Here is a 15,358-nt window from a genome sequence, read left to right on the forward strand (position 1 = left end):
TGACAGGAAGTTGGAGGTGAAGGGTGGAACACGTAAGCGGGCCATGGCCGTTGATTATAAACTGAGGGTCTGAGATCAGCCTGGCAGGAGCAATCGACTATTCGCGTCGTAAACAGTGAACGAATCGATTGCGCGAGATTGAAGAAAGGCCATTGCAAGAGAGAAAAAAAAAGTGAAATGAACGAACATGACCGATTGATTGAGGAACCAAGACTCTTTGACCACCTGTGCTCAACGTTGTATTTGAGTGCGGGATTTGAACAGGTGAAGAAGAACAAAGGCAAACCCGGCATTGATGGGGTCACGATAGCCGACTTTGAAGCCCGTTTAGACGAAGAGCTAAGCCGCCTGCAACAGGAGTTGCAGGATTGGACTTACCAACCCTCGCCGGTTCGCCGGGTCGAAATTCCCAAGCCGGGCGGCAAGGGAGTTCGGCTGCTCGGCATACCGACGGTACGGGATCGTGTGGTACAGACGACCTTGAAAATGTTGCTGGAACCGATCTTTGATCCGCATTTTTCGCCGCACAGTTACGGTTTCAGACCGGGCTGTAGTCAACACCAAGCGGTGCAAGCGGCTCAGGCAATCGTCAACAGTGGCAAGCCCTACGTGGTGGATATCGACTTATCGAAGTTCTTCGATCGAATCCACCATGACCGCTTGATTTCCCGGATGGGACTGCGGATCGCTGACAAACGCATCTTGCGCCTGGTGGGCATGATGCTGCGCAGCGGCGTGATGATCAACGGCGTCGTCAACCCGAACAAGGAAGGCGCGATGCAAGGTGGCCCGTTAAGTCCCTTGCTGAGCAATATCGTTCTGGACGAACTGGACCAGGAATTGGAAAAACGCGGACTGGCATTTTGCCGGTTTGCCGATGACTGTAACATCTTCGTTAGCTCGCAGAAAGCGGCCGAACGGGTGATGGACAAAGTCAGCCAATTCATCGAAAACAAGCTGAAACTGAAGGTGAATCGGGAGAAAAGCCAAGTGGCTAAATCCGATGCGGTAAAGTTCTTGGGCTTTACCGTGGTCGATGGGACGATAGCGCTTGCGCATAAAGCCCTGCAAACGGCCATGAGTAAAGTCAAGGAACTCACGCCGCGTGGCACCCATCAGACGCTGAATCATACCCTGGCCGACCTTAATCAGTGGTACGTGGGCTGGGCCAACTACTACAGTTTGACCCAATACCCGTCTCAACTGAGGAAAATCGAAGCCCATATCCGGCGACGATTACGAGCGAGGCTGGTGAGTCAGCAGAAGCGGAAACAGCATCTGTATCGAAACCTGGTCAAACGGGGCGTACCGCGAAAGCAAGCCGCCCAGACGGTCTTTTCCAACAAGAAACGGTGGGCCCTTTCGGCAACCCGAGCGGTGACGAGAGCCTACCCGAACAGTTGGTTTATCAACCTGATGGGACAGGAAATACGATCCGACCGCCAATTAGCGCATTGGTTTGAGGTTTCTCAATGGATTCGTCTTACGTGAGGAGCCGTGTACGGACCCGTACGCACGGTTCTGTGGGCAGACGGGAGCTGCGGCTCCCTCTGACCCGATCAGCGGAAATTTTTCCGTAACATGCGCTTGTTAGGCTATATATAGCCCTAGCGACCCTACCAAACTAGCAATTAATAGAATGAAAGTTGGGACGACTGTTAAAACAAATCCAGGTTGCCTTTTAGCCGGGTCAGTAATATACAAATGTCGATACAAAAAGCGCCCGATTAAATAAACTGCCCCAACGGCAGCGACTACCGAATTTGGCCAATAATGGCTAGCGATGAACAGAGCGGGAAGAAAACCCACCAATTGCTCCATCGTGTTCATTTGCACACGAAAAGCGCGTTCAAACTGCTCGTTCCCTGATGTTGAAGGGGGCCTAACATCGTGTTTAGCTCGTGCTCGGCCTACGAGGATACCAAATAGAAAAAACTGTAACACCGCCAAAACTGCTACTACGTGAACAAAATTCATACGTTAAAATTCCTGTTTATTTGGGTAGCCAAACGTGAAGCTAAGGGGCGGGCGCGATAACGACCGTCTCGCTTGAGCGCAATGTTAGACTGCCCGCATCTCAGCCGCGGCGCGCCGCTTCGATCGCGGCGATGTCAATCTTTCGCATCGTCATCATCGCATCGAACGCACGCTTGGCGGCAGCGGGATCTGGATCAGTGATCGCTTCCGTCAGGGCCAGAGGTGTTATCTGCCAGGACAATCCCCATTTGTCCTTGCACCAGCCGCACGCACTCTCTTGGCCGCCGTTGCCGACGATCGCGCTCCAGTAGCGATCCGTTTCGGCCTGGTCAGCGGTTGCGACCTGAAACGAGAACGCTTCGTTGTGCTTAAATGCAGGTCCACCGTTGAGCCCGAGGCACGGAATGCCCATTATAGTGAACCAGACCGTCAACACATCCCCTGTCTTCCCGGACGGAAAGTCCCCCGGTGCGCGGTGCACTGCGCCGACAAACGAGTCAGGAAAAGTAGCGGCGTAAAACCGTGCCGCGTCTTCGGCGCTACCATCGTACCAAAGGCAAACCGTGTTCTTTGCTGGTGTTGTCATGTCACTTCTCCACTAAGATCGAAATTTGTGTCATTCCGGCATGGCTACACTGTGCTTCGCATTGTGGTTTAACGCTCAGCTAAGGGGCCGCGCGGTCAGCGCGGTCCTGCTTGAGCGCAGTGTTAGATGATTTTTCCCATAATTCACAGGATCGAAATCCATACAGATACAATCCAATGTAGCCTGGTATAAACAAAATAACATATGCGAATCCGGCCCAAATAATATTCTCTGTATTCACTTCTATTGGTTCTTCAATATAACCATGAACCGATAAATATATATCCCACAGAACAATGAATGGCAGCCATAGCTTCCATAGTGCTTTAGTGAATATTTTGTGCCTATAGATAAACCCAAATAAACCAGCAAGAGTTATCGACATAAAGAGGATATCAAGAACATCACTCGCATTTGGCTCCTCTAGGTCGAAATACGAATAAAATGAGAGCAGCGCAACAAAGCTTAACGCTATGATTACAAAGTACAACCTCCAGAGGATCTTGATAATTGCTTCCTTCATTTAACGACCGAGCTCATTTGCGCGAATAAAACGCAACGGAATGAGCGTCAAATGAAGCGACTTGTTATACCCCGCCATCTGTTAACCTGCCCTTACCAGCCTTAATCTCTTTACAGATAACATCGTAAATTTCATCGTAAAACATGATTTGGTAATGCTCACAACCTTCTAGGTGAGAGGGGTTAAATTGTTTAAACCAAGGTGAGTTTACGACTTTTATTACTGCGGCTTTTGAGTCCCCGGTGGCTAGAATATTCCCATGAACTTCTTCGCTGGCCATTGAGTACGCTTCAATACCGACTAATTCTAGATGTTTAATGTTTTCTTCATCATAAACATCTTCTGGGTTGTAATATTCGAATCCTTTGAGAATTACGCCATTACGGAACCATACAGCGCGCTGCAATTCTGGGCCGCGCCCGTCATATTGGAATTCATTTTCTAATAGTGTCTCTGTCTTCATATTAAAGGGCATAACGCCAAGCTAAGGAGCGTGTAGCGAAGTGAATCGTTGCCTTGAGCGCTGTGTTATGCATATACACTGCCAACTGGTATGCCGCCTTCAATCGACAATATTTCTATTTTTGAACAGTTAAAACGTAGGTCACATGTCGTATGCGCATCGAAGCTAACCTTGTAGTTAATGTTTTCTAATTGATCACCGCGAATATCCGAAATCGTAAGTCCGCTTAACGAGTTCTGTTGTCCAAACCCGTAGCCCAAATAGAACTCGACCACATCGTAGAATGCGAAAGTAACAATATTGTGCTTTATAGTTTTGTATTGATTACCGACAACCTCGTTGGTAATTTGAAAACAATGAAGCTTTACTGTTACCGTTGGCCCATTTTGCCCTTTGCATGCATTTCTATCAAGGACAACTGAAATAATTTCTGCATCATGGAACGACGGCCAATCCTCAAAAATGCCCAATATTTCTTCTGAACCAGCAATTTTCAAATACTTATTCATTCGCGTGGATTCGATATGCATAACGACAAACTGTGGGGCGCGAGCGTATTGTTAAAACGATCTAAACGATTTTATATGCAACTTCATTAAGGATTCGACCAGACATACTTGTTACTTCGCCAGTTCTAAATATTCTGCCGTTTAATTTTTCTGCAATTTTCCTGCTGGGTATATTATCTCTGTCGCAAGGATATACCATAAAATTGAAAATCAGATTTTTTCTGGCCCAATCAGCCAGAAGCTTTATTGCCTCTTGACCGAAACGATTACCGTGAGCATGTTTTTTTAGCCATATACCCAGGATTGGTTCGTCTGGGGAAGGCTTTCCATGAAGCCCACAAACGCCCAAGAATTCATCTGAGTTATTATCAAGAATTGCAAAAGTTAAATCAGTGTTATCTTCCATATTTTTATTACTTGTTCGAATAAACTCGTAAATCTGATTAATATGTGTGGGTGTCGATGGAACCATAAGCTGCGTTATTTCATCAGTAAACTCTTTAAAAATTATGTCCGCATATTGATCAGAGATTGGTATTAGTCGTACCCGTTCACCATTTATCGTAACTGAGCTAAATCGAATGGGAGTACGGGTCTGCACGATGTTGGTTCCTATTTTCTAACGCAGAGCTAAAGGGCGCGCAGCGAAGCGGAGCGTCCCTTTGAGCGGTGTGTTATAAGGGAAGTTCTTGAAATTCATAACTAGACGCCTCAATACTTAATATATCGCCTGTTTGCATTTCAATTTGAAAACGATTTTCTTCAAACCGAACTGCGTTAATACAGGTTGACTTCCCCCATGGAGCATAATGAGGAATTTCGATATTTGTAACGCCGTAAAAAACAAGCTCACATGGTTCGGCCTTCAATTTCGGATTTAAGAATACATCTAACGTTAACGTAACTTGCTTTTGATTCCAACAAACCCGAATCTCTTGCATGATTGCATCATGAAGTGGAAGTGAATGAATATCCCTCACTGCACAGTTCATTTCGTCTTATAACGTTTGAGCTCAGGCCGCGGCCCTTTAGGGCCGTCGCGCCTGCAGCGTATGGTTAGAGCGCAGGCTCTCACAGGTACTTGCGCCGAGGTAGCTGCGACATACTGCTCGAGAGGCTTTCAAGCGCTTGAGCAACGGTTACGGCCAACTCAACTGCCTGATTATTGAGGTCGGGGTGTGTTACCCAGAACTCTTCTGGCAGCCTGGACACAACCTCTAGGAGATCGCCAAGGTAAATATCTCCTGAGACCAACGGATTGGCGCTTAGCCTCTCGAGAGCCAGAGGCACCACAAAATCGAGCCCAATCTGCTGTCCAATCAGGAGCCGGAGATCTTCGTTCCCAAGCTGGTCAACTGGGACTTTCCGAAGACGCTGGGACTCCTGAACCACATGAGAACTGAATGAATCGTGTGGCCAAACAGCATTTTCTAGCTGCTCAATTGTTTTCTTGCGATCGAAATCCATTTCGCGCTCTAACGCAAAGCTAAGGGGCGCGTAGCGAAGTGGAGCGCCCCTTTGAGCGATTGGTTAGCTGAAATCATTACACTCATTACCTTTTCTCCCGAGAAACCAACCGTGTTGATTCAATTTCCTTACCCACAAGATAGAAGGAAACCACAAAACCCGTCATTGGTAAAATCCAACTCCAAAGATCGCCAAGATCAAAATATTTGGCAACAATAACACTAACAGAGGCGGGTATGGGTGAGCCGTAAGAGCATCCCGTTTTGCGCAATGGAATATGGCATGTTGGACAAACGAGCTGAGATTTTAGCATTAGACTTATAGATGAAAGCGTTGCCCCAGCATTAACTTCTTCTCCGCATTTGGGACAGGGTAAACGCGTATGGTCTTTAAACCAGAAGCTTTCGGACATTTCTCACCATTAAACGCCTAGCCCACCCGGCCAAAAAACCGCGCAGCGGTTTTTTGGCCGGGTGGAGCGCCGTGTTATATTTTGACCGTATAGCTAAGTGCGAGTATCTCAAACTGACCAATCCCATTAAAATTGAACTTGTAATGCTTATATTCTTCAGACTCTGCAATCTCACCTTGTTTTACATGTAACTGCAGCCAGTCTGACCCTTTTATTTCATAAGAAGAATCATCTCGCTCACCGCTCAGGAATGACTCAGCCATTTGCCATTTAAAAGCAACAGCGTCAGCAAAGAAAACCTCAATTTGATTCTCTTGCCAGTCTTTGAATTTGAGTGTCACATCGCCATCTTCCTGATGAATCTCAGGATACTCAGCATCAGCGGTCGAAAACCCTGGTTGAATGTAAGCATCCAGTCCCACCACCTGGCATTATTGCTGCTTTAGCGTTTCAATGAACTCCGGTGCCAGGGGCAATAATTCGTCAATGCGACTGTTCGGCCAGACCGGCAGCTTTGCCAGCGTCTCTTTCAGCCAGGCAGCCGGATCGAGGCCATTGAGCCGGGCGGTGCCGAGCAAGGTCTGAATGGCGGCCGCACGGCGGCCGGCACGCTCGGAGCCAGCGAACAACCAATTCTTCTTACCCAGGGCGATAGGCCGGATGCTGTTCTCCACCGGGTTATGATGTGTCAACACTTTTCCGGACACACGATTAAACCGCTTTATGCCGCAATTCGTAATCCACGGGCGACCTATAGCCATTGGCCGAATGGAGTCGCTCGCGGTTGTAAAAGACTTCAATATACTCAAATATCGCCTGCCTAGCCTCAGCCCGGGTTTGATAGGTCTGATGGTGCACCAGCTCGGTTTTCAAGGTATGGAAGAAGCTTTCCGAAACCGCATTATCCCAGCAGTTGCCCTTACGGCTCATGCTTTGCCTTACGCCATGCCGGGCTAATAGCGCCCGATGGCTTTCCGAGGCATATTGACTGCCGCGATCGGTATGCCATAACAAGCCTTTGTCGGGCTTGCGCTGCCAAATAGCCATCAAGAGCGCATCATTCACCAGCTTGGTCCGCATGTGCTCGGCCATCGACCAACCGACCACTTGTCGGGAAAACAGATCAATCACCACCGCCAGATACAGCCAGCCTTCCTGAGTATGAACGTAGGTGATGTCGCCGACATAAGCCTGATTAGGTTGATTCACGGTAAATTGACGGTCCAGATGGTTCGGTGCAATGGGTAGATCATGCCGGGAATCCGTAGTCGCCTTGAATTCGCGTTTGGATTTACAGGCCAGATTGGCTTCCCGCATCAAACGGCCTATGCGCCGCCGGCTCATCGTCCGCTGATGGCCGAGCAATATCTACTTGAGTCGCCGGGTACCATAGGTCGCCCGGCTTTTGTCAAACTCGGTGCGGATGAGGCTCGTCAAAGCGGCATCGTCTTTCTCGGCCTCTGTTTGCCCGCGCTGTAACCAGGCATAATAAGCACTACGGGACACCTTCATGAACCGGCACATCGCATCCACTGAAAAGTCATTCGTATGTTGCTTGATCCAGGCGTACTTCTCGGCAACTGCTCCTGCGTTGCTCTACCTCCTGCATCCATGCAGTCGACCGTTGTTCCCTGGCAAAGTACGCCGCCGCCTTTTTTAATAAATCACGCTCCTCAGTGAGTCGAGCGACCTCTTTCTTCAGCCGCTTTAATTCATCGTAAAGGTGCTCGTCAGTGCGTACCGCTTTGTCGCTGGTTTTGGGCCGGCTATATTTGCTGATCCAGGTATGCAACGTATTGACATTGATGCCGAGATCCTTGGCGGTCTGAGCAATCGACTGGTCCGACTCGTTCGCCAGTTTAACGGTTGACGCTCTGAATTCCGCACTATAGATTTTTTGTTTTTCTTGATTCATTTGGGGCACACGTTCTCTGTTCGCTTTATTTTAAATTGTGTGTCCGGTTTAGTGTAGCCATATCACGCCAGGGTTAGAGCTTAAAGTAAAGTTCATCATCATTTTTTCCTTCTGGACGAAAAATGGCAACATGCCCGGATAGGCCAAGAATTAGCCAACCTCCATACGACGAAGCTTGCTCATAAGCTTCTTTGAGACTATTAAATGTCATACCAAAGGTTCCATTGCTCGAATAAAGAACCGCTGCGGTACGCCATTCTTTTCCATCGAGAGATTTTGTGGTTTTTGATAAATCAATTTCAGAACTAAGCTTGTGGTCTAAAGCCTCCAAGAATTTCTTTCTATTCTTGCTGCTTCCAACGAAGCCTGTATAGCGTGCCTGTTTCTCCTTAACAACAACGCGTTGTATAAATACATTTACGAGTTCTGCGACATCCATTTTTAAGCTCTAACGATAAGAGTAACTTGACGGTAAAAGCGTAGCGACGATAGGCGCGAAGCTTTTGCCGGTCAAGTTGACCCGTTAGTTATGTAGATTGGCATAAGTTCCTCACGCTTACTGTTTGTTTTTTGATGTCTGCGACTGGGTCAAAAACATGTGCTGCTAACTGCTGCTCGATGATGTTACGATTCTGTTGGAATAAGGTACGAGCAAACTCGGGAACAAAAGCATTGTTCATATAGCGTTCAATGTACGTTATTTTGTCTACATTGCTCTGGGTTGGAATGCTTTGCCCAAAGTCATCGGCAATTTTTTCGACCTTAGACATAAGGTCTACGGAAAACTCTAGGCACAACGTAAGAACATCTTGTTTAGGAGCGTCAAGACAAGTGCACTTCCCTTTATTGTCAATCCTTTCTATATCATTCGCAATATAATATTTACCATCTGTATAAGCATTAATGATCTGCATTCCATCATGAGTAATTGCATTTCGACATTCTTTAAAGAACTCTGAATGTCTGACATCTGAAAAGTATGACCATGCAATTTTTTGACTAGTCGCAGTTTCTAAAGAGTCCTTGAGTGACTGAAATGTGTTGACGAAGGCATTGAAGGTGAAGTTGATATCTTCATCACTTGTGTTCACCGGACTAATTCCAGCCAAGAAATTTTGATTTACCAGACTGCATATTTTAATAATTTTGAGCAAAAAATATTCATATTCCTGCAATTTGTTTTTTATAAAACTACCCACAACCATTTTGTGGTGTATTTGTTGCTCATTCATCTAGCAGGACTCATTACATAACGCCGCGCGTAACCGGCAGGCGAAAGCGGCAGAGCGAAGCGGCGCCGCTTTTGTTTGTCCGAGTTAACGCGCTTGTTGGACGAAGCCGCTAACGCGGAGAAGAACCTCGTCGTCCGATTGTTTATAAAATGTAACCTCAAGCCCTCACTGCGAGGGAGCATTCCACGACGAATCATGAGGTTACGCCATAATGACAGCATCATCTGAAGCCAATTTCAAGCACAATTATCAAAGCCATCTTAAACACCTTAAGCTCAAAGGGCTCCAGCCCAAGACGATCGAGGCCTACGCCCGTGCCATTCGGCGTATCGGCCAGTATTTCGATTATCAAATTACTGAGCTGTCCGAACCGCAATTGACCGACTATTTATCCGATTTGCTGGAATCGCATTTCTGGAGTTCCGCCAAGCTGGACCTCTACGGTCTTAAATTCTTCTACGCCCATGTGCTGCATAAGCCCTGGGTCAATATCGGTCTGATCAAACCGCCACGGGCCCAACGCTTGCCGGATATCGTCACGGTAGAGGAAGCCCAGCGTTTGTTCCTGGCAACCCAAACCCTCAGTTACCGGTTTTTCTATTTCACCGTCTACAGCCTTGGGCTGCGTCTGGGCGAAGGTTTGCGCTTGGAGGTGGGCGATATCGACGCCGAACGCCAGCGCGTGCACATCCGCGATGCCAAAGGCAATAAAGACCGGTTGGTGCCGTTGCCGGAGGTAACGTTGTCCCTGTTACGCCGCTTCTGGCAGGTCCATCGTAACCCGGTGTTGTTGTTTCCTAATCGTCAAGGTGGGCTCAAGGGCGCATGCCGGGCAACGACACCGCTGGATCGCGGCGGCGCGCAAGCAACGCTGCGCAAGGTGGCGCAAGACTGTGGTCTAAAAAAAAGATTACGCCACACAGTTTACGTCACAGCTATGCCACGCATCTGATCGAAGCCGGTGTCGATCTGCTGGAAGTGCAGAAGATCCTCGGTCACCATAGTATCCTGACCACCGCCCGCTATACCCACCTGACCTCCGGTACGAACCAGAACGCCAACCAGGCGATCAATGCTCTGATGAATGGTTTTGCCATTGACTGGAGGACGGTCAAATGATCCTGCTCTCATCGGTCATCGCAACCTTCGTAGCGAAAGGGTAAGCCGTCGGACTCGAAGTGGGTGTTATGCGCTTCTTACTTCCTGATCATTATGGGAAAAGCGCTTTCCGACAAATCAAACCGGTAGCACAACATGTGCCTACCGAAAGGTCTTAGAGAAAAGTCGGTTTCTTTTCAGCTAATACTGTGCCACTACTTGCCATTTGTCCTGCGCCGTTACCGTTAAAACAAATAAGCGCAAGTTAAAATAACTGCCACCTTCCACGGTGTCTTTAACGGTCACTAAAATGTCGTCCCATTTATCGCCATTTATATCGCCGCGCCCTAAAACCGCTAAGGTTTGTACTCCGGCATCTGAATAGTACACGCTTTGATAGGCCGATTTTTGTTGCACTTTTCTTATTGCGTTGACGTTCCCCCAATGAGTAAGGTCGTGATTGCGCTGAATGCGATACCCCTCACTTTGGGAAGTTATTAAGGCAAGCGACTTAGGTAGCTTTGTTGGCAACTGCGCATCCAGCGGGTTTGTGGGGATGTTTGAATGTCGGGCAGCTGTGGCTTGGCTTAATAAGCGTGTGGCCTCGCACATTACTTTAAACTCCAACAGGGAATCATTCTCCTGTTCTTGTTGCGCGCGCAGGTCGGGTTCTTTAATCGCGAAAAAGTCGTTGCAGTTAGTCAGTGTCTTGCTTTCATCTGCCTTATTGGTTTTAACGTCAATACTGGCATACCAGGGTTGTGCCAAGAGTTCGGATAAATCCTCTTGTGAGTTTACTGTCGGCTCCTCAGCTAGTAGGCTTACTATGCTTAATTCTTGCGTCCACTCTATCGGCATGGTTTTATCTGTCGATGCAGAGTGTTGTTGCCAGGGCGTACCAGCGCAGCCGAATAAGCTGGCCGTCAAACTCAGGTAAGCGAGTAGAGCTAAAAGACCGTAATTTATAGTGGTATACCTTGCCATTCCCTTATCCTCGCTTAGGACTTTAAATTTTTGGGTTCCTGGATTGCGCAGTCTTGGCGGCTTTCTCCAGCAGGTCTTTGACATATTTGTTGCGCTCGGCGGATATGGGCGCAGTGCGGCTTGAGTTATATGCCGCTTTTTGCCAGTCCTTTGCTTTAATTGCGGCATTAAACATGGGCCATTTGTTTTTTAAGTTGGGCATACCCAAGTTAAATATCAAATCGAACAAAGCTAATTTCACCTCGGAGGGAAAGGCATCAAAACCGCTGTAAATAAGCCGTAGTTCTTTTTCAAATGAATCGATGTGTTTATTGGTCAGTTTATCAACTTCGGCATTGGGTAATGTCAATTTAGCGTGCTTTTTATAAAAAGAAGCCAGCCGATTAGCTGGTTGCTTTTTTACAGTGTCATAATCTGCTTTTATATCTGTCGCACTGGCGGGCAAACTCTTCGGCGTTATAAAAGCCAGCTTTTGCGCATCCGCCACGCTATTAATTAAATGGCCCACACCTACAGTGACATAGCCTTTAGAATCTAAATACATGTAGTTAACTTTGCCTTCATATTTTTCGAGTTTGGTGCGAAGGATTTGTTTTTCTGTGGCTGTAAGCATGGTTTAGCTCCTATTTTTAAGTTTCCTAATTAATGTGCTAGTACTTAGTCAGTCTTATTCTGACGAGTAAAATTTGCAGAGTATTCATAGCGTGCGAATAGTGCGAATGAATTCGCACCTACAATTTACCCGCCATAATTAAATTGACTGACTACTAGAGTTTAGAGCGATTGAAGCATAACGCCAAGCATCACGCGACCGAAAACCGCGCTGCGGTTTTTGGGTCGCCGTGGATGCACTTGTTAAGTATTTCTTGTAGTTAGGCCGGAAACTCACTCTCGTGCCCTGTTTCAAGTACTGCGTGAATATTGTGGCTTCCATTTCGGAGGCAGTGCTTTCCGGTTGAGAGGTAATGATCAAATTCCCCTTCCGTTTGCTCTCTGAACAGTGCCATTTCGAAATCATCTTCCTGCTCGTTGATGATGATAAAGCGATCCACTAGCGACCGAATATTGTTATGGGAGTGGGAGCAGACGAAGTTATAGATGGAGCGATACTCCTCAACCATTCCCGCCTTTTCGAACTTCGAAAAGTGGGACAGCGGTGGGTACCCATCTTGCGAGAGCTGAGCAAGCCTTTCCTCGTGATGCTGCACTTGCGCCGTCAGTTCGGCATCACCACCAATAGCAGCAAGGTATGGATTGTCTCCACCTTCCGCGTGTTTGAGCACTCGCAGCCATTCTTTGGAGTAGCTTGCTTCCATATGATTTCCATAACCCCGATCTTCTGCCAAGTTCTTGAAATCCACATAAGCCTCTAAGAGAGAGCGGAAAATAACTGGGATCGCTACTGTTTTCTCGTTGGCAGCCAGATGAACCAGTGAATCTGAGTACTCGATAAGCGCGCCATACAGCGCTACCAAGTTTCGATGCCAAGGGTGGGTTTTATCGAACTTGAGATGTTCTGCGTACTGAAGCGCTTTCGCTATTTCTTGGCGATATTCATCCATGCTTTTTTCACCTAACGCCCACATAAACGGCGCGACGTTAGGAGCGTCCGGCGACCGGAGGGGGCGAATTTGATGTGATTGTTAAGTGTCATTTTTTTAGCTTCCTGCGATTTAACATGAAGCCTCCCACAAAACCAATAAGCATAGCTACGACAGAGCTGTAAGCTGATACAGCATATGGGACGCCTTGTTCTTTCATGATGGCGGGGCCTACATATGGATCAGCTAACGTTTCATATGTGGCAATACCAAAGAAAGTAATTACTACGATCGCAAATATGCTTAACCAGACCGACCACCTTACCAACGCAAATAAAATAATCGCGATTACAATACCTTGCACCCAAAGTTGTGGAATGCTTGCCATTTTATCCGACACTTCAGCGTGCACTGATAGCGGAGTAGCTAATAGTATTAATGGAAGTTGGTTTCTCATCTTTTTGACACTTAACGTTACAGTAAGGGGCGCGCCGCTAACGAAAGCCAAACGAAGTCACTAAACTTTGATAAAAAACTGAATTTTAAAAACGCCAACGGGCGGCGCGTCCCTTTGACTGACTTGTTAGGCTGAGCAGCGACCACCAGAAGATTCAAATTATTACCCTAAGTTTGTGCTCCCAAGGCTCGATCCCGTTAATCAGCTTCCGCCTTCCGCTTGCCGCTCGATAGCCAGAGGGAAAACAGGATCAGCGTCAGTGAACAGATCAAGGCCAAAGTCAGCTTCTCCCCGCTGAAAGCGATGCCGATGAAGGCGCCGACAAGCGGCACCAAGTAATTGCTCATTGATGCGAAACTCGGCCCAGCCCGGTTGATCAGAACCACGAAAAGGGTATAGACCAGCCCGCCGCAGAAAATACCGAGCAACCCCAAAGCCATCAACGCATGCAGAGAAGGATGAAAGGCCGTCATCGCCCACGGGTTAGCCAGCCAGAGCGCCAGTGGCACAGTGGTGATGGCGGCTCCCAAAAGGATTCCCTGGGCGGCGTGGGTCGGCCCCAAGCGAGACAGGCGCATTCGAATCAGCAGCATGGCGGCCGCAAAAGAAAAGGCAGAGGCCAATACGGCCAAGGCAGGTAGGAGGATGGAGGAACTGTCGGCAACTGCTTCTGCCGATCTGGCAGCAAAAAGCTCATGACCAACAAGAACAACAATTCCGAAGAAACCAAGGGTCACCCCGACGACTTTTTTCGCCGAGATATCGCTGCCTTTGATAAAGAGTGCCTCCAGCAAAGTGGCGAATAGGGGGACGGTGCCGATCAAAATGGCGGTAATGCTGCTAGCTAGTCGCTCCTGAGCCCAGGCAACGAGCAGGAAGGGGATGGTCGCTTCTAACAGGCCGATCAGGATGAAATCGGGAAAGAAGTGCCAGAAAGGGCGTTGTGGCTTGGCTTGCCCTGATTTTTCAAACCCAACGGCGAGAATGATAGCCAGTGTCGCGGTTCCGATGGTGACACGTCCCGCCGCAATCGAAGAGGCAGAAAACCCTTCCAGTGCGATCTTGTTGAGGAGGAATTGAGAACCCCAGATCAGCCCCACGCCGAGAAGGAGAAGATAGTTGACGAGGACAAACGAAGAATCTTTGGAGTGCGCTAGGGAGTTTTTACATGTCATCGTTGGTTTTTCCGAGAAGTCAAAAAGCGGTCATTGTTCGAATAGGTTTTTGCCTAACGCCGAGTATAACTTGCCCCAAAAAGTGGAGCGACGATAGGAGAGTAGCTTTTTGGGGTCAAGTTGATACGCTCGTTAGGCATATTCTTTTCGCCAAACCAGGATAAATGCTAGTGCTGTTGTCAGCGTAAGACCAACTGCTACTCCATTGAACACGTGAACTTGATCCAAAGTTAACATGATTTCAGTATCCGTAATACTGATATAACCGGTTTCAGGAGGAGCGAAATACCCACCGACCCCGCCAAAAAGCCCTCCGACCGTAACGATAGTTACACGGCACCAAAGTTTCTTAAAAATCCACAGTAGTAGTGCAGCACATATTATGGGGATCAAAAACAAGGCAATTATAAAAATAATGAATTCGATCATTCCTATGCCTAACGCAAAGCTAACCGGGCGCGGAGCACCGAAGTTTGAAGGAAAACCGCATCGCTTTCCGCGCTCCGGTTGAGCGTTGGGTTAGCACTTGGCTTCGATAATATACTGAATATCTTTGTCATTTAACTTTAACGGCGCCATGAAAGCATTAATAAATGTACGGCGACTGTTTTCATCCGCAGAAGACCACCAATTGGATGCTGAAATGCGCTTTAACAGTAGCTTAGATTCCAATCTTTCCATATCTGCGGTACGCCACCGTTCCCACTCCGCAACAGCTTTTTTGTTACCTGCGGACCTTTCTATTTCAATAAGCGTTTCACATACTCTATCCGCAATGCTCGCTACAAGCGGATTTCCTTGGCACTCGGGAAGGTTTGGCTCAGGGTGAAACTTTGCTGCCATTAATACTTTATGTAGAGCCAACAACTCGCTCTTATCTTTGATTGGAATTTCAAACATCGCTTATTGAGTGCTAACGCCATGCTCAGCTGCCATTTGACGCGGGATTTTTTTGCGGGATAATAGCGAAGCGACCCGCAAAAAAATACCGCGGCAAATGGTCAGCTGGAGCTAATTGT

The 15,358-nt window shown here is 47.7% G+C and carries 22 protein-coding genes and 1 pseudogene; 3 read left to right on the top strand and 20 right to left on the bottom strand.

Annotated elements, in window-relative coordinates:
* The first annotated feature begins 177 nt into the window (after positions 1-177).
* Positions 178-1,491, top strand: a complete 1,314-nt coding sequence (gene ltrA / locus METMA_RS0113755) for a group II intron reverse transcriptase/maturase (protein WP_020159671.1) — start codon at positions 178-180, stop codon at positions 1,489-1,491.
* 99 nt (positions 1,492-1,590) lie between these two features.
* Here ltrA and METMA_RS28220 read toward each other — a convergent pair whose 3' ends face one another.
* From METMA_RS28220 to METMA_RS24630, 7 genes are all read right to left on the bottom strand, one after another.
* Positions 1,591-1,977, bottom strand: coding sequence for an MAPEG family protein (locus tag METMA_RS28220; protein WP_020159672.1), 387 nt, complete (start codon positions 1,975-1,977; stop codon positions 1,591-1,593).
* A 100-nt stretch (positions 1,978-2,077) separates the two neighbouring features.
* Complete coding sequence (locus METMA_RS0113765; protein WP_020159673.1) at positions 2,078-2,563, bottom strand: VOC family protein; 486 nt, start codon at positions 2,561-2,563, stop codon at positions 2,078-2,080.
* 587 nt (positions 2,564-3,150) lie between these two features.
* On the bottom strand, positions 3,151-3,549 hold the full coding sequence (locus METMA_RS0113775) for a hypothetical protein (RefSeq protein ID WP_027147328.1): 399 nt from the start codon (positions 3,547-3,549) through the stop codon (positions 3,151-3,153).
* A gap of 65 nt (positions 3,550-3,614) precedes the next feature.
* Entirely contained in the window at positions 3,615-4,058 is a 444-nt protein-coding gene (locus METMA_RS24620; RefSeq protein WP_051114354.1) for an Imm50 family immunity protein, read from the bottom strand.
* A 61-nt stretch (positions 4,059-4,119) separates the two neighbouring features.
* Entirely contained in the window at positions 4,120-4,659 is a 540-nt protein-coding gene (locus METMA_RS0113785; protein ID WP_020159677.1) for a GNAT family N-acetyltransferase, read from the bottom strand.
* Positions 4,660-4,732: 73 nt separating this feature from the next.
* The gene (locus METMA_RS24625; RefSeq protein WP_051114355.1) at positions 4,733-4,999 is read right to left on the bottom strand and encodes a hypothetical protein; all 267 of its coding nucleotides are present in this window, start codon (positions 4,997-4,999) and stop codon (positions 4,733-4,735) included.
* A 130-nt stretch (positions 5,000-5,129) separates the two neighbouring features.
* Complete coding sequence (locus tag METMA_RS24630; RefSeq protein WP_020159678.1) at positions 5,130-5,525, bottom strand: contact-dependent growth inhibition system immunity protein; 396 nt, start codon at positions 5,523-5,525, stop codon at positions 5,130-5,132.
* A 51-nt stretch (positions 5,526-5,576) separates the two neighbouring features.
* On the opposite strand from METMA_RS24630, the gene METMA_RS27025 reads away from it, so the two are divergent.
* Positions 5,577-5,744, top strand: a complete 168-nt coding sequence (locus METMA_RS27025; protein ID WP_156830501.1) for a hypothetical protein — start codon at positions 5,577-5,579, stop codon at positions 5,742-5,744.
* A gap of 267 nt (positions 5,745-6,011) precedes the next feature.
* Here METMA_RS27025 and METMA_RS0113795 read toward each other — a convergent pair whose 3' ends face one another.
* From METMA_RS0113795 to METMA_RS0113825, 6 genes are all read right to left on the bottom strand, one after another.
* Positions 6,012-6,362: a hypothetical protein gene (locus METMA_RS0113795; protein WP_020159679.1), complete on the bottom strand. Its 351-nt coding sequence runs from the start codon at positions 6,360-6,362 to the stop codon at positions 6,012-6,014.
* 6 nt (positions 6,363-6,368) lie between these two features.
* Complete coding sequence (locus METMA_RS28315) at positions 6,369-6,698, bottom strand: transposase domain-containing protein (RefSeq protein ID WP_084254132.1); 330 nt, start codon at positions 6,696-6,698, stop codon at positions 6,369-6,371.
* The gene (locus tag METMA_RS0113805) at positions 6,649-7,281 is read right to left on the bottom strand and encodes an IS3 family transposase (RefSeq protein WP_020159681.1); all 633 of its coding nucleotides are present in this window, start codon (positions 7,279-7,281) and stop codon (positions 6,649-6,651) included. The genes METMA_RS28315 and METMA_RS0113805 overlap by 50 nt, the downstream gene beginning before the upstream one ends.
* A gap of 196 nt (positions 7,282-7,477) precedes the next feature.
* The gene (locus METMA_RS0113815) at positions 7,478-7,852 is read right to left on the bottom strand and encodes a transposase (RefSeq protein ID WP_020159683.1); all 375 of its coding nucleotides are present in this window, start codon (positions 7,850-7,852) and stop codon (positions 7,478-7,480) included.
* A 73-nt stretch (positions 7,853-7,925) separates the two neighbouring features.
* A complete protein-coding gene (locus METMA_RS0113820) occupies positions 7,926-8,291 on the bottom strand; it encodes a hypothetical protein (protein WP_020159684.1) in 366 nt (121 codons plus the stop codon).
* A gap of 88 nt (positions 8,292-8,379) precedes the next feature.
* Entirely contained in the window at positions 8,380-9,084 is a 705-nt protein-coding gene (locus tag METMA_RS0113825; protein ID WP_020159685.1) for a hypothetical protein, read from the bottom strand.
* 211 nt (positions 9,085-9,295) lie between these two features.
* On the opposite strand from METMA_RS0113825, the pseudogene METMA_RS0113830 reads away from it, so the two are divergent.
* Positions 9,296-10,203: pseudogene (locus METMA_RS0113830) on the top strand (tyrosine-type recombinase/integrase).
* A gap of 180 nt (positions 10,204-10,383) precedes the next feature.
* On the opposite strand, the gene METMA_RS0113840 reads toward METMA_RS0113830, so the two are convergent.
* From METMA_RS0113840 to METMA_RS0113870, 7 genes are all read right to left on the bottom strand, one after another.
* Positions 10,384-11,166 (bottom strand): hypothetical protein, encoded by a 783-nt coding sequence (locus METMA_RS0113840; RefSeq protein ID WP_020159687.1) that lies wholly within the window; start codon positions 11,164-11,166, stop codon positions 10,384-10,386.
* A 22-nt stretch (positions 11,167-11,188) separates the two neighbouring features.
* Positions 11,189-11,779, bottom strand: a complete 591-nt coding sequence (locus tag METMA_RS0113845; protein WP_020159688.1) for a pesticin C-terminus-like muramidase — start codon at positions 11,777-11,779, stop codon at positions 11,189-11,191.
* Positions 11,780-12,038: 259 nt separating this feature from the next.
* Positions 12,039-12,728, bottom strand: coding sequence for a DUF5677 domain-containing protein (locus METMA_RS0113850; protein WP_156830502.1), 690 nt, complete (start codon positions 12,726-12,728; stop codon positions 12,039-12,041).
* A gap of 88 nt (positions 12,729-12,816) precedes the next feature.
* Positions 12,817-13,164 (bottom strand): hypothetical protein, encoded by a 348-nt coding sequence (locus tag METMA_RS0113855; RefSeq protein ID WP_020159690.1) that lies wholly within the window; start codon positions 13,162-13,164, stop codon positions 12,817-12,819.
* 197 nt (positions 13,165-13,361) lie between these two features.
* Complete coding sequence (locus tag METMA_RS24635) at positions 13,362-14,339, bottom strand: DMT family transporter (RefSeq protein WP_020159691.1); 978 nt, start codon at positions 14,337-14,339, stop codon at positions 13,362-13,364.
* Between the two features lie 132 nt (positions 14,340-14,471).
* Positions 14,472-14,768, bottom strand: a complete 297-nt coding sequence (locus tag METMA_RS0113865; protein WP_020159692.1) for a hypothetical protein — start codon at positions 14,766-14,768, stop codon at positions 14,472-14,474.
* A 90-nt stretch (positions 14,769-14,858) separates the two neighbouring features.
* Positions 14,859-15,239, bottom strand: a complete 381-nt coding sequence (locus tag METMA_RS0113870) for a hypothetical protein (RefSeq protein WP_020159693.1) — start codon at positions 15,237-15,239, stop codon at positions 14,859-14,861.
* Between the last annotated feature and the right edge of the window lie 119 nt (positions 15,240-15,358).

The organism is Methylobacter marinus A45, assembly GCF_000383855.1.
GTDB lineage: Bacteria > Pseudomonadota > Gammaproteobacteria > Methylococcales > Methylomonadaceae > Methylobacter > Methylobacter marinus.

Coding starts and splice junctions, on each gene's coding strand:
- ltrA (WP_020159671.1), top strand. CDS start 178: ATGAACGAACATGACCGATTGATTGAGGAACCAAGACTCTTTGACCAC.
- METMA_RS28220 (WP_020159672.1), bottom strand. CDS start 1,977: ATGAATTTTGTTCACGTAGTAGCAGTTTTGGCGGTGTTACAGTTTTTT.
- METMA_RS0113765 (WP_020159673.1), bottom strand. CDS start 2,563: ATGACAACACCAGCAAAGAACACGGTTTGCCTTTGGTACGATGGTAGC.
- METMA_RS0113775 (WP_027147328.1), bottom strand. CDS start 3,549: ATGAAGACAGAGACACTATTAGAAAATGAATTCCAATATGACGGGCGC.
- METMA_RS24620 (WP_051114354.1), bottom strand. CDS start 4,058: ATGAATAAGTATTTGAAAATTGCTGGTTCAGAAGAAATATTGGGCATT.
- METMA_RS24625 (WP_051114355.1), bottom strand. CDS start 4,999: ATGCAAGAGATTCGGGTTTGTTGGAATCAAAAGCAAGTTACGTTAACG.
- METMA_RS24630 (WP_020159678.1), bottom strand. CDS start 5,525: ATGGATTTCGATCGCAAGAAAACAATTGAGCAGCTAGAAAATGCTGTT.
- METMA_RS28315 (WP_084254132.1), bottom strand. CDS start 6,698: ATGGCTATAGGTCGCCCGTGGATTACGAATTGCGGCATAAAGCGGTTT.
- METMA_RS0113805 (WP_020159681.1), bottom strand. CDS start 7,281: ATGAGCCGGCGGCGCATAGGCCGTTTGATGCGGGAAGCCAATCTGGCC.
- METMA_RS0113815 (WP_020159683.1), bottom strand. CDS start 7,852: ATGAATCAAGAAAAACAAAAAATCTATAGTGCGGAATTCAGAGCGTCA.
- METMA_RS0113820 (WP_020159684.1), bottom strand. CDS start 8,291: ATGGATGTCGCAGAACTCGTAAATGTATTTATACAACGCGTTGTTGTT.
- METMA_RS0113825 (WP_020159685.1), bottom strand. CDS start 9,084: ATGAATGAGCAACAAATACACCACAAAATGGTTGTGGGTAGTTTTATA.
- METMA_RS0113840 (WP_020159687.1), bottom strand. CDS start 11,166: ATGGCAAGGTATACCACTATAAATTACGGTCTTTTAGCTCTACTCGCT.
- METMA_RS0113845 (WP_020159688.1), bottom strand. CDS start 11,779: ATGCTTACAGCCACAGAAAAACAAATCCTTCGCACCAAACTCGAAAAA.
- METMA_RS0113850 (WP_156830502.1), bottom strand. CDS start 12,728: ATGGATGAATATCGCCAAGAAATAGCGAAAGCGCTTCAGTACGCAGAA.
- METMA_RS0113855 (WP_020159690.1), bottom strand. CDS start 13,164: ATGAGAAACCAACTTCCATTAATACTATTAGCTACTCCGCTATCAGTG.
- METMA_RS24635 (WP_020159691.1), bottom strand. CDS start 14,339: ATGACATGTAAAAACTCCCTAGCGCACTCCAAAGATTCTTCGTTTGTC.
- METMA_RS0113865 (WP_020159692.1), bottom strand. CDS start 14,768: ATGATCGAATTCATTATTTTTATAATTGCCTTGTTTTTGATCCCCATA.
- METMA_RS0113870 (WP_020159693.1), bottom strand. CDS start 15,239: ATGTTTGAAATTCCAATCAAAGATAAGAGCGAGTTGTTGGCTCTACAT.